We start from the raw sequence: 10,729 nt of genomic DNA, 5'->3' as shown, positions 1-10,729 counted from the left end.
GGAATTGGTAGACGCGCTAGCTTCAGGTGCTAGTGTCCTCACGGGCGTGGAAGTTCGAGTCTTCTCCTGGGCACCAAACCTTTTGGTCGCCGCTTTGCTTATCCATCCTAATTGCCCAGGTGGCGGAATTGGTAGACGCGCTAGCTTCAGGTGCTAGTATCCTCACGGGTGTGGAAGTTCGAGTCTTCTCCTGGGCACCAAATCAATTATCCGGCTTATCCGGATTTTTTATTGAATAGATTTATTTGTCTGATTAAGCTACAATATCAGGCAATAAAATATGTTTGATTCCACAGAGAGGTGGATGAGTGGTTTAAGTCGCACGCCTGGAAAGCGTGTATACGTGAATAGCGTATCGAGGGTTCGAATCCCTTCCTCTCTGCCAGTTACTTTTTTAAAAGTTTTTCATCACTTTTAAATCTATATATAAATGGCTAAGTTATCAAAGACTTAGCCATTTTTTATATTTGTATGTTTTAAATCTGTTTCGAGTACATACAGATTCTTTTGATTTTTTTATGGTATTTTATGTGTTATCACAAGGAGTAACACATGCCTAAAATCGTAACGCCTTTGAGCTTGTCTCAAATCAAAACCGCCAAACCGAAAGACAAGGTTTACAAACTTTCCGACGGCGGCGGGCTGGCTTTATGGGTTTTGCCGTCTGGTACTAAATCTTGGCGGCTACAATACCGCCGAGCCGATGGGAAAATGGACACGATGACTTTAGGACTTTTCCCACGCTTCGGGTTAGCAGATGCTCGCGCTTGGCGGGATGAGATGTTGTCTAAAATTAAAAATGGCATAAATCCCAAATTGATTTCAGACGACGTAGCCGCAGCATATCGGTTTGAAAATTGTTTGGCGCGGTGGTTTGACAAATGGCGCAAGTCTGGGGGCAAACAGGGGACGGGGAAGAATCCCCGTTATGCGGAGCAGGTCTTGGCTGCGATTGAGCTTAATGTCTTGCCGACATTCAAGGGGCGCGATATTCGGTCAATCACGACGGCGGAAGTTGTCGCGGTGTTGCGCAAGATGGAGCAGCGGCAGGCTTTGGAGTATCTGCGGCGGGTAAAAGGTAACTTAGGTCTGATGTTTGATTATTTTGTTGCTGACGGCTCTATCCCGTCGAATCCTGTTGCGGTCATCGGCAAGCAGGTTTTTGACAAACCGCCCGAACGTCATTTCGATGCTTTGCGATTCGACCAACTCCCCCTTTTAGTTGAACGCCTCGAAACGTCAAAAGATATTGGAGACCGCGCGCGGCTTTTAATTTACTGGCAACTGTTGAGCATGACGCGCCCGTCGGAAGCGGCAGGGACTAGGCTGTCAGAAATAAATCTCAAGGCAGGCATTTGGGAAATACCTATCGAACGAATGAAGACACGCCCGCATATTGTTCCATTGAGTTCGGCTTTGAAAACTATTTATTTCGAGGCTCTCCGACTTAATGTGAACGGTATTTATTTGTTTGAGGGCGCGGGATTCGCTAAACCCATGTCCTCCGAAACTGTCCGAATAAAACTACGCTCCAAGATGGAACTTAACACAACGGCGCACGGCCTCCGAAGTTTGGCGCGAACATACCTGCGCGAAGTTTATAAAATCCGCAGAGATGTCGGAGAGATGCTACTTTCTCACGGGATATCCGACAAAACAGAACGCGCCTATGATCGCTCCGAACTTTTAGACGAGCGGCTGGAGATGCTCGAGAACTTAGGGCGCGATGTCATGGCTCTTCGTGACCGTTATCGCACTAAATGATGTTATTCGCTATGTGGTCGTCTGAAACATTTCAGACGACCTTTTTTTGTGTTGCCGACCCTGCGACGACGGGCGGCGCGCGCTCCCCCTCCACGCCCGCGGGCTTTGCGGGGGTGTGTTTTTTTATGCAGCGATAGAGTAGGCGGGAATCCTTATGTTTCATGGGATTTTCGGCTTTTTTGGGGTACTGGTTTTTTATGCGTTTTTATACAAGATTATGCATTTTCATGCTGATTTATGCACTGCCTTTAAAATACAATAATAAAGCCGTCTGATTTGTTTCAGACGGCTTTTTTCAATCGATTTTTAGGGCTTGTAATAACTGGTCTGTGACGTATTGCAAATCCTCTTTCGGCAATCCCAATAACAGGCGCGATGGTAGGTTTTTACCGGAATTACCATCTTCGTGTTCAGTGGCAATGGCTGCCGCTGAACCGCCGAACCAACCAATTTGCGCGCGGTTGGCATCTGCCTTTTGACGCAGCCAGCGGGCGGCACCGAGACGTCGGAACATTGCCATTCGGGATGCTGTCGACGTTTTCAGGTATAAATATTCTCGTCGGAATCCCAACAGTCCGCGTTCTCCCTCGAACCGAACTAATTCTTTTCCGTTTTCCGTCCGGCTGTATGCGATGCGCCCTGTGTAGTTGTCACCGTATTTTTCCCCGAAAAAACGAAACGGTCGACCGTTCAGCCCTTCGCCATCCCGTATGCGGCGGAACATAAAGCGGTCGCCCTGCCGCTTAGCCATTGGATTGCCGTCAGGCTCCACGTTTGCCCGAATCCGTTCGCGGTTCCGGCGGCGCAGTTCGGTTGCGATTGTACGCAAAAGTTTGGCGCGGACAGACGGCTTGAGTTGCAGTGACAGATGGCGGATTTGCGCGACAAACTCTTCCAATTCTTGCATTTGTTTATCCTTTTAGCAAAAAGGGCGCATGATTGCGCCCCGCATTGATGCCTAAAAAGCCTGTCTCGGCGGCTCCGCCTTGACTTTGTATGTGACCAAACCATTATCATCAAGTCCAGCGATGACGGTCTCAGTCAATTTAAGCTCTATCATCACATCCCACACGTCTGACTCTATCGGTTCAGCTTCAAAAATAAAGGCGCGTGATGATGCGTCAGCACCCGGACATAAAATATCCGGCTGATTCTCTTGCAACCACTTATTCACAATCAAAAAAAGATACGCAGGATCGCGATGAAATTCCTGAATAAAAATATTGAGCGTGTACTTCGCTTCATAACTCAATGTATTGCGTTTAGGAATAATCTGCCCCGACAAAACCGTCAGACGCAGACGGTCAGGGGCGGCTTTAAACTCCGGCAACGTTTCCTGTATGGCAAGACGCAGGTTTTTTGGTTTTTCCATTTTCAGACGACCTTATTTTGTAAACCGCCGTCGCTGTTCTTCGATGCGTTGGCAGTCAATACATAAACGGCAACCCGGTACTGCTTCTCGACGCGCTTCGGGGATGATTTCACCGCACTCTTCACACTCTTGGGCGGATGGCGCGGCGGATTCTTGTTCCTTTTGGCGCAACAGCCAGAATTCGCGCATTTTTTGCTCTAAGTCGCAGGCTTGGTCAATGATGTCGGTCATGGTGTAGCTTTCCCTTCTTCATCGCCTTTGAGGCAGGCTGACAAAGCGTCGCGATAGAGGCGGCATTGTTCAAACGCCGAGCGATAGGCAATCAAGGCGCGAACCATGTCCGCATTGGTTGTAATCTCTTCGGGCGGGTAGGCTTCACACTTCGGCACCGGCGGGCATGACTCGGCAGCCTGTACAGATACCGGCGGATTATGGGTGCAGGCAGTAAGGGCAATGGCTGCGACGAGAACAGAGAGACGTTTCATGTTTTATCTTTCATAGTTTGATGTTTAAAAGGGCGCAATCATGCGCCCCGCTGTTATTTTTTATTGATGGTTTTGGCTACATCTTCGGGCAGTTTTTCAGACGACCATTCATGATGCTTAGTCAGTGCTGCTTCGACTTGGCTGTTTTTTTCAGCCTGCACCTTCATGATTTGGTTTACCTGCTCCTGCAAGCTTTGGGCGCGGGCTTTATAAATCCTGATTGTTGCGTCTTTTGATTTGATGGCGGCTTCCTGCGCGGCGACTGTTTGTGTCAGTGCCTTATTGCTTTTTCGCATGTACATCAAGCCATATCCGAGGACGGCAACGGTCAGGATATAAGACACGATAACAACAATAGCTGTTTTCATATCATCTCCCTTCCTAGGCTTCGCTCACGCCTGCTGCCGCAGTGCCGGTAACGATGGGCAGGTTATAACGCTCCTCTGACGGGAACGATTTAACCGGCTTACCATCAACCAATTTAGACGGCCAGTAGTAGCCATCGATGTCGGCGGCGTTAAACGGCACGATTGATACGGCATTGCCCTGATTACCGCCCCATCCCATAATCTGCCCTTTGGCGTTTTTGCCGCCAACGAAAAACACATGGCCGCCGCCTTTGCGGGATTTCACGGCGATACAGCCATAGGCAGGTTTAGAAAGCTTGGTTAGACCTGCTTCAGACCATGCCTTTGCACGATACCAATCCTTGATGACGGCGCGTCCGCTTTTGCCGAGACAGTACCCGACAAACAGACCGCACCAAGGCGTCTCGTCGTCTGCGTACCACGCTTTTGCAGCATTGGGAAAGTTTCCCATCTCTTTGAGCCAAGACTGGATAATCGGGTTATGTTTCGCACCGACGATTTCTCTTAATCCGAGGTGCCGGCGGGCTTCCGCCATCCAAGGCAATTCAGTCATATTTTTTCCTTTAATTGTGTGTTTCAGATGTTGTCCGACCTTCTTGCATCAGGTTTTTCGATGACTGGCTTACCGCCTGTCGTTTCAAAAATCCTTGATTTGCGGCGATAGGTCGGGTTTTTTTCGGGTTAATTTTGCTGACGTTTCCGCCGCTCCATAACACTGCACCTGTGTGCAGGGCGAGACCGAAAATCAGTAGCCATGTTGTGAGAGATTCGATGGCAAAGGCGGCGGCCAGTGCGAGACTGCAAAACCACACGATAGACAGATAGGCGATTGCCGCACTCAACGGCTTATGCGTCTTGCCGCGCGCGTCAAACATGATGATTCTCAGGGCAGCGGTCAGGGATAAAGCAATGATGGCGGTGGTTTGGACGGTATTCATACCTCTTTTTCCTCTTCCAATTCCGTGTTTTTCAGACGACCTTGGTCAATCAGGCGCATGATTCGCTGCAATCCCAATACCAAACCGGCAGAAAAGAGGGCGGCAGCAGTAAAGCTATTGATGTGTAACTCATCGCCCGGGAGCAGCCAGTTAACAATGTCTTCCGCTCCGTCGTAACCAAAAATACCGCCAACAAAGGACACGGCAAACAACCAAGCCTTATTGATCGGACGTTCTGCCTTTTGGCTTAGGACAAACAGGGATGCGCCGATTAGCGCGCCGAACGCGACGGAGGCATGGACATGGTAGCTTCCGATGACGATAACAGCGGCATTGACGGCGGTGGTGGTTTTATCGTGGGTCATAACGTTTCAATCCCATAGGTTCAGGGTAGATTTTTCTTGTATTTCTTCGTTTTTCGCTGCTTCGTGCAGCCTTATTTTTATGCCGGCGGGCAGCAGGGCAGGGTAGGCGGCCAAGCCGTAATTCGCGGTCAGGATGCGCTCGGTATGCCCTGCCGATGTGCCATAGTGCCGCCATGCGATATTTGCGACGGTGTCGCCTTCTTGCGTTATGTATTCCATTTCAGATTAATTCTGCATCGCAGCGTCTTTCGCCCATGACGGCGGCGGTCGCGTAGTGGGCTTCGCGACGGTAGTCCTCCGCCTGACTTTGCTTCATTTCGGCACGTTCGCCCGCTTTCCCTGATGGTTCCGTATCCGCGTATTTTTCCAACAGTAGGGATTTGGCATAGCAATAGACGGCGCGGCGGTAGTGGATGGTTTTCACGGACTCGCCGTTGATAACGTCGTCTGAATCGCCAGTTTCGGCAAGCGTGGATTTGCCTACCTGAACGGCTGAAATACGGTATTTTTTAAGCTGTCCGTTGACATGTGCGACGGCTTCAAGGGCAGCGTGATATACGCGCGAACTGGATATGTTCGCCTCTATCCGCATGACTTCGCGGAAGTTTGTTAAGTCAATAACGGGAAAAAACGGAATGCTTCGGATTTCGGATTGGTCGAATTCCTGCCGCCCTTGGTCGGGGTTATCGGCGAAAACCATCGTCATGTTTTGTATCCATACTGAAGAAGCCCGCCCGATGTTCAGGCGGGCTTCGGAATAGAGGCGCAGAGGCTTTTACGGATAAGGCCGTCCGCGATTAATCGGGAGGACTTTCCGCAGGCTTGCGCCCGGCGGGGGGAAGATTTCAGCTTTCAAGCTGTTTTTTGAGTGCGGCAATACGGGATTTGACGCCGATTTTGTCGGAATACTGCAAAGCGGATTCGTAGTAGCCTACGGCACCCTGCACGTCTCCGACTTCTTCAGCGCGTTCGCCACATGCTTTGAAAAATTTGGCGCGGACGATGTCCGTCAGATTGATTGTGTGCATGCCTGTCTCGCCATCCGTACTGCTCAAGAGGGCGAGCAATTCAGCATGATTTTCGGGACTTAAATCGGCACCGGTGGCAAATTGCTCTGCCAACTCTTCGACCAACAGGTCAGGCAAGTCGCGGCGGTAGTCGTCTTGCACCTTCATATCATGCTTGATGGCAAACAGGATGTACGGCACGGCAGTATCGAGATCGCCAATATCAATCAGCCACAAAAGCGCAGTCGTGAAGACAGGGTCTGATTCAGACGGCGCTCCTGCTTGGTACACATCTTCGAGCCACGGCAGATATTTCAAAACCATGCCTTTTTTGGCTTGGACTTTATCGGAAACCGCTTTGATTTGGCTCAATACGGCACGGTCGGCGTTGAGGGTAGCCAGCAAGCGTCGGTACGGTTCGGCGGCATTGATGTCCTCTCCGTTTTGCGCGGCTTGCTCGGCCAAAACTTGTTGTTTATGTGCTTGGGCGGGTGTCATTATTTTTCTTTCTGTGATGTCGTCTGAAACTCAATCGCCGCAACCCATACGGGGTGAAGCTCGTTTCAGACGACCTTTGATACAGTCAGACGATTTGCGCCTGATTGCTATTTGGCGATTTTGATGTTTTCCACCAAAGCCGCTGCGCCATACTCTTCGACGACATAGCAGATGTTTTCCGATTGGTAGTCTGCGATGCGGTCAAATTCAGGCTCGTCCACCAATTTGCGGCGGTGGCCGCCTTTGTGGAAGTAAATCGACAGATTTTCCAGCGGCGTAACCAGCAGGGTATTTTTCGGGAAATATGGCACGGTAACGACCGGCAGACCGCCCAAGCGTTTTTCGCTCATGATGATGTCGGCTGGACGCAGCTCACTTGCCTTATTACCTGCTTCTTTGATGACTGCGAAGTATTTTTCAGACAACAAAGATTGATGGCAGATAACGGTCATGCCCGGCATGTCGTGGAACTCTTCGTCAATCAGGTTTTCCATCACGTCGGTAACGAGATGGTCGATTGAGGTGTACGGTTTACCTGTACCGATTTCAATTGCATTCGCAGTTCCACCCATGACGTTTGTCGCTGCATTTTCGCGCAGGTGTTGCAACCAGCCTTTTTGTACATCCTGCAAGAGCGGATTGCTGGCAAAGTTGGTGGTCGCAGCGGCAGACGTGCCGTTGAAGCCAATGGCAATCAGGCTCAAGGCTTTGGATTTGACGAGCTGGTTATTAATCAGCTTGACGTATTCGGGGTGGGCGCTCCAAGAGTCCATGTCGTCGTAGCTGACTTGAGTGTCAAAATTGACTTTTTTGCACAAATACTGGCGGTCGCTCAGGTTGTGATATGGCTTGGGTTGGCGGCGAACGCTGCCGTCGCCGTTTTTTGTATCGGTACGAGAGGCGTTCAAACCAGTCGATAAACCGATGATGGAACCGGCAATTTCGGTTTTGCTGATGATGTTGATTTTCTGCAAGAAAGTAGATTGCAGACGTACCGCTTCGCGCATTTTTTGAGATACGGCGGGCTGTACGTTGAATTGTCGCGCAATACCTGCGGCGGTTGTGCCGTTGGCTTTTGCGACGGCATTGATGTATTGCTGAATGTATGGGTGCATTTTTCGCCTTTACTTTGTTATCAATATTCGGAATCTGCGACGGTTGTCGCGCCGGTGTGCGCGGCGGCGGCATTGACAGGGGTCGATTCGACTTTTGCTTTAAATGCCTCGAATTCTTGTCGCAATGCCGCGTAGTCTTCGACGATTTTTTCAGTGATTTGCGCCGATTGCTCCAATTCTTTGTTCAGGGCGGCAATTTCTTGACTGTAATCGATTTTCTGCGGTTCTTGGCTTGGCTGTTCGGGGGCGGCTGGTTTTTTGCTGAACATTGCGTCGTGAATGACGGCAAAAATGCCTTTTTTCTCTGTTTTCGGTTGGGTTTCGGCTTGGGGCATATCTTGACTTTCCATTTGTGTGTATGCGGCGGTGAAATTAGGGTCGTCTGGTGCAATTTGTCGGAATTTGAGCATTGTTGTACCCATCGAGGCGGGCGAGTCGGTCATCGCGAGACCAACCAAATAGGCTTTGCCGGTATCGCCGAACGGCTTCATCAACTCCATCGAGGTGAAGACTTTTTCGCGGTCTTTGATGTAGCCCAGCATTTTTTCAGTCGGGTCGATACGGGCATACAAACGGGTCACGCCGTCGGTCGTTTCGGCTTTGAGTTCGAGGACGTCGCCCAAGCCTGAATAGTCGTTTTTCGGGCTGTATGGGCGGTAGTGTTCCAAGTTGATGCGCGCGCCGTACAACTCGGGGTCATATGCGGCAGCAGCGGCAATGAGGTCAGCGGATTCGATGGTGCGTCCATCAACGGTTGCACCTGATTTGCCAATGCAGAACCATCGGTCGCTAAATTTTTCTTTGGTTGATTGGGCGAATTTATTCATTTTTGCCTGCTGTGATATTTGTCCGCTTTATTTTGTCATTTGCGCGGAGCGAGGCAAGCGGCGGGGGTTTTCCGTGTGATTTTCAAGTCATGCTAAATGGGCGTGTCGGGCGGATTTGCCCGAAAATCGGGGGATTAAAGATATTTTTTGAGCTAATGGAAAAACGTCAGAACATCGAAATCGCGCAGAATATAGACCCGCGCCTTGTGGCGCGTTCTCTTTACTGGCAGGGCTGGAAGATTACCGCCATCGGGCGGCATTTGGGGCTGAAGCCCGCCACAGTGCATTCTTGGAAGCAACGTGAAAACTGGGATGGCGGGACGCCGATGCAGCGCGTCGCCTCTTCTATTGAGGCGCGCTTAATCCAACTCGTCAACCTCCCGAACAAATCGGACAGCGTTTACAAAGAAATGCGCCAGCTTTCCGCACTAATGAGCGGGGAGGGTAGTAAAAGGTCGTCTGAAAAATTGGAAACGCCTCCGAACAACCGCTTTGACGGCGCAGACAAGCCGCCTTTTGACAGCGTACCGAGCATAGACCGCCCGCCGCGTGAACGTACCGAGCGCACCGAACGCAGCCGCACCCGCTCCGTCGAAAAACCGCCGAAAAACTATATCGCGCCGGAGCAGCAGCAGCGCATGATAGAGATTTTCGAAGAGCAGTGTTTCGATTATCAGCGGTATTGGGGCGAGATTTATCGGACGCACCGTTTCCGAAATATCTTAAAAAGCCGCCAAATCGGCGCGACTTTCTACTTCGCCCGCGAAGCCTTCCTGACCAGCCTAAAAACGGGCATCAACTCCATTTTCCTGTCCGCGTCCCGCGCGCAGGCGTATCAGTTCAAACAATACATCCTAAACCTCTGCAAGATGGTCGATGTCGAGCTAAAAGGCGGAGATACCATCTCGCTGCATAACGGCGCGGAACTGCATTTTTTAGGCACCAATTCACGGACGGCACAGGGTCGCAACGGCAACTTGTACGTCGATGAATATTTCTGGATTCCCGATTTTGAGCGATTGCAAACGCTCGCCGAGCCGATGGCGAGTCAAAAGCACCTGAAGACGACCTATTTCTCCACGCCGTCGTCCGAAGGCCACCCCGCTTATGGTTTTTGGTCGGGCGCGATGTTTAACGAAGGCCGTCCCAGAAGAGAGCATATCAAGCTCGATTTGAGCCACGCCGCTTTAAAACACGGTCGTCAGGATGCCGACGCGCAATGGCGGCAAATCGTCACGATTCATGATGCGCAGGAATCAGGCTGCAACCTCTTCGATATTGACTACCTTCGGCAGCGCAACTCGCCCGACAAGTTTGCGCAGCTTTTTGAATGTCAATTCGTCCCTGACGGCGAGGGCGTGTTTCACTTTGCCGACCTGCAAGCCTGCGGCGTCGAATCGTGGGATTGGACTTGGTACAAACCTGACATGATGCGCCCGGCGGGTAATATCCCTGTATGGATAGGCTACGACCCGAGCTATACCGGCGACGCATCCGGCTTGGTGGTCGCCGTTCCGCCGCAACGCAACGGCGATCCATTCAGAATCTTGGAAACGCACATGATTAATGGGGCGGACTTCGAATCTCAGGCGAAAATCATTCGCGGCATGACCGAGAAATTCAACGTTACCAAAATCGTCATCGACGCAAACGGTATCGGCGCGGCGGTGTACGACCTTGTTAAAAAATTCTACCCGCCCGCCATCGGCATGACCTACACGCCCGACATTAAAGGGATGATGGTTTTAAAAACGCAGAACCTGCTCAAAAACAAACGTATCGAGTGGGACGCGGGCAAAATAGATTTGCAGATGGCGTTTATGTCCGTCCGCCGCGCCATTACCGCCAGCGGACGAAACATCACTTACGAATCGACGCGCAGCAAAGCCGCCAGTCATGGCGACTTGGCTTGGGCAGCGATGATGTTGTTTTATCAAGAGCCGCTGGACAATGTTGTCAGCGGACGTTTTGAGATTGATAGTTAAAGGAT

At 50.8% G+C, this 10,729-nt stretch carries 15 protein-coding genes and 3 tRNA genes (1 of these 18 running past the window's edge); 5 read left to right on the top strand and 13 right to left on the bottom strand.

The window, feature by feature from the left end:
• The 4 genes from HMPREF3277_RS15215 to HMPREF3277_RS04735 form a co-directional block, all read left to right on the top strand.
• Positions 1–76: transfer RNA gene (locus tag HMPREF3277_RS15215), tRNA-Leu, on the top strand (it extends 134 nt beyond the left edge of the window).
• 37 nt (positions 77–113) lie between these two features.
• Positions 114–200 (top strand) — tRNA-Leu (locus HMPREF3277_RS04745).
• Between the two features lie 94 nt (positions 201–294).
• Positions 295–385, top strand: a tRNA-Ser gene (locus HMPREF3277_RS04740).
• A gap of 167 nt (positions 386–552) precedes the next feature.
• The gene (locus HMPREF3277_RS04735) at positions 553–1,764 is read left to right on the top strand and encodes a tyrosine-type recombinase/integrase (protein WP_070870182.1); all 1,212 of its coding nucleotides are present in this window, start codon (positions 553–555) and stop codon (positions 1,762–1,764) included.
• A gap of 295 nt (positions 1,765–2,059) precedes the next feature.
• Here HMPREF3277_RS04735 and HMPREF3277_RS04730 read toward each other — a convergent pair whose 3' ends face one another.
• The 13 genes from HMPREF3277_RS04730 to HMPREF3277_RS04670 form a co-directional block, all read right to left on the bottom strand.
• Positions 2,060–2,671: a phage virion morphogenesis family protein gene (locus tag HMPREF3277_RS04730; protein WP_070773448.1), complete on the bottom strand. Its 612-nt coding sequence runs from the start codon at positions 2,669–2,671 to the stop codon at positions 2,060–2,062.
• Between the two features lie 51 nt (positions 2,672–2,722).
• On the bottom strand, positions 2,723–3,136 hold the full coding sequence (locus HMPREF3277_RS04725; protein WP_070870181.1) for a phage tail protein: 414 nt from the start codon (positions 3,134–3,136) through the stop codon (positions 2,723–2,725).
• Positions 3,137–3,148: 12 nt separating this feature from the next.
• Positions 3,149–3,367, bottom strand: coding sequence for a TraR/DksA C4-type zinc finger protein (locus HMPREF3277_RS04720; RefSeq protein WP_070870180.1), 219 nt, complete (start codon positions 3,365–3,367; stop codon positions 3,149–3,151).
• Complete coding sequence (gene lysC, locus HMPREF3277_RS04715) at positions 3,364–3,621, bottom strand: Rz1-like lysis system protein LysC (RefSeq protein ID WP_070679137.1); 258 nt, start codon at positions 3,619–3,621, stop codon at positions 3,364–3,366. Before lysC ends, HMPREF3277_RS04720 begins: the two co-directional genes overlap by 4 nt.
• A gap of 53 nt (positions 3,622–3,674) precedes the next feature.
• Positions 3,675–3,989, bottom strand: a complete 315-nt coding sequence (locus HMPREF3277_RS04710) for a twin transmembrane helix small protein (RefSeq protein WP_070870179.1) — start codon at positions 3,987–3,989, stop codon at positions 3,675–3,677.
• 13 nt (positions 3,990–4,002) lie between these two features.
• The gene (locus HMPREF3277_RS04705; RefSeq protein WP_070773445.1) at positions 4,003–4,542 is read right to left on the bottom strand and encodes an NlpC/P60 family protein; all 540 of its coding nucleotides are present in this window, start codon (positions 4,540–4,542) and stop codon (positions 4,003–4,005) included.
• A 10-nt stretch (positions 4,543–4,552) separates the two neighbouring features.
• Positions 4,553–4,927, bottom strand: a complete 375-nt coding sequence (locus HMPREF3277_RS04700; RefSeq protein ID WP_070679139.1) for a phage holin family protein — start codon at positions 4,925–4,927, stop codon at positions 4,553–4,555.
• A complete protein-coding gene (locus HMPREF3277_RS04695; protein WP_070679140.1) occupies positions 4,924–5,292 on the bottom strand; it encodes a putative holin in 369 nt (122 codons plus the stop codon). Before HMPREF3277_RS04695 ends, HMPREF3277_RS04700 begins: the two co-directional genes overlap by 4 nt.
• A 6-nt stretch (positions 5,293–5,298) precedes the next feature.
• A complete protein-coding gene (locus HMPREF3277_RS04690; RefSeq protein ID WP_070773443.1) occupies positions 5,299–5,511 on the bottom strand; it encodes a tail protein X in 213 nt (70 codons plus the stop codon).
• 1 nt (position 5,512) lies between these two features.
• On the bottom strand, positions 5,513–5,998 hold the full coding sequence (locus HMPREF3277_RS04685; protein WP_246830760.1) for a head completion/stabilization protein: 486 nt from the start codon (positions 5,996–5,998) through the stop codon (positions 5,513–5,515).
• A gap of 139 nt (positions 5,999–6,137) precedes the next feature.
• Complete coding sequence (gpM, locus tag HMPREF3277_RS04680) at positions 6,138–6,797, bottom strand: phage terminase small subunit (RefSeq protein ID WP_070870178.1); 660 nt, start codon at positions 6,795–6,797, stop codon at positions 6,138–6,140.
• 107 nt (positions 6,798–6,904) lie between these two features.
• The gene (locus HMPREF3277_RS04675) at positions 6,905–7,912 is read right to left on the bottom strand and encodes a phage major capsid protein, P2 family (RefSeq protein ID WP_070773441.1); all 1,008 of its coding nucleotides are present in this window, start codon (positions 7,910–7,912) and stop codon (positions 6,905–6,907) included.
• A gap of 20 nt (positions 7,913–7,932) precedes the next feature.
• Positions 7,933–8,739, bottom strand: a complete 807-nt coding sequence (locus HMPREF3277_RS04670) for a GPO family capsid scaffolding protein (protein ID WP_070870177.1) — start codon at positions 8,737–8,739, stop codon at positions 7,933–7,935.
• A 155-nt stretch (positions 8,740–8,894) separates the two neighbouring features.
• On the opposite strand from HMPREF3277_RS04670, the gene HMPREF3277_RS04665 reads away from it, so the two are divergent.
• A complete protein-coding gene (locus HMPREF3277_RS04665) occupies positions 8,895–10,724 on the top strand; it encodes a terminase large subunit domain-containing protein (protein ID WP_070870176.1) in 1,830 nt (609 codons plus the stop codon).
• The last annotated feature ends 5 nt before the right edge of the window (positions 10,725–10,729 follow it).

The sequence above is a fragment of the Neisseria sp. HMSC70E02 genome, assembly GCF_001838645.1.
In the GTDB taxonomy this organism is placed as follows: Bacteria; Pseudomonadota; Gammaproteobacteria; order Burkholderiales; family Neisseriaceae; genus Neisseria; species Neisseria macacae.
Note: the sequence above shows the minus strand (reverse complement) of the source record. Positions and strands in the feature narration are given on the sequence as shown.

Excerpts from the sequence above, each read along its gene's own strand:
- HMPREF3277_RS04735 (WP_070870182.1), top strand. The coding sequence starts at position 553 with ATGCCTAAAATCGTAACGCCTTTGAGCTTGTCTCAAATCAAAACCGCC.
- HMPREF3277_RS04730 (WP_070773448.1), bottom strand. The coding sequence starts at position 2,671 with ATGCAAGAATTGGAAGAGTTTGTCGCGCAAATCCGCCATCTGTCACTG.
- HMPREF3277_RS04725 (WP_070870181.1), bottom strand. The coding sequence starts at position 3,136 with ATGGAAAAACCAAAAAACCTGCGTCTTGCCATACAGGAAACGTTGCCG.
- HMPREF3277_RS04720 (WP_070870180.1), bottom strand. The coding sequence starts at position 3,367 with ATGACCGACATCATTGACCAAGCCTGCGACTTAGAGCAAAAAATGCGC.
- lysC (WP_070679137.1), bottom strand. The coding sequence starts at position 3,621 with ATGAAACGTCTCTCTGTTCTCGTCGCAGCCATTGCCCTTACTGCCTGC.
- HMPREF3277_RS04710 (WP_070870179.1), bottom strand. The coding sequence starts at position 3,989 with ATGAAAACAGCTATTGTTGTTATCGTGTCTTATATCCTGACCGTTGCC.
- HMPREF3277_RS04705 (WP_070773445.1), bottom strand. The coding sequence starts at position 4,542 with ATGACTGAATTGCCTTGGATGGCGGAAGCCCGCCGGCACCTCGGATTA.
- HMPREF3277_RS04700 (WP_070679139.1), bottom strand. The coding sequence starts at position 4,927 with ATGAATACCGTCCAAACCACCGCCATCATTGCTTTATCCCTGACCGCT.
- HMPREF3277_RS04695 (WP_070679140.1), bottom strand. The coding sequence starts at position 5,292 with ATGACCCACGATAAAACCACCACCGCCGTCAATGCCGCTGTTATCGTC.
- HMPREF3277_RS04690 (WP_070773443.1), bottom strand. The coding sequence starts at position 5,511 with ATGGAATACATAACGCAAGAAGGCGACACCGTCGCAAATATCGCATGG.
- HMPREF3277_RS04685 (WP_246830760.1), bottom strand. The coding sequence starts at position 5,998 with ATGACGATGGTTTTCGCCGATAACCCCGACCAAGGGCGGCAGGAATTC.
- gpM (WP_070870178.1), bottom strand. The coding sequence starts at position 6,797 with ATGACACCCGCCCAAGCACATAAACAACAAGTTTTGGCCGAGCAAGCC.
- HMPREF3277_RS04675 (WP_070773441.1), bottom strand. The coding sequence starts at position 7,912 with ATGCACCCATACATTCAGCAATACATCAATGCCGTCGCAAAAGCCAAC.
- HMPREF3277_RS04670 (WP_070870177.1), bottom strand. The coding sequence starts at position 8,739 with ATGAATAAATTCGCCCAATCAACCAAAGAAAAATTTAGCGACCGATGG.
- HMPREF3277_RS04665 (WP_070870176.1), top strand. The coding sequence starts at position 8,895 with ATGGAAAAACGTCAGAACATCGAAATCGCGCAGAATATAGACCCGCGC.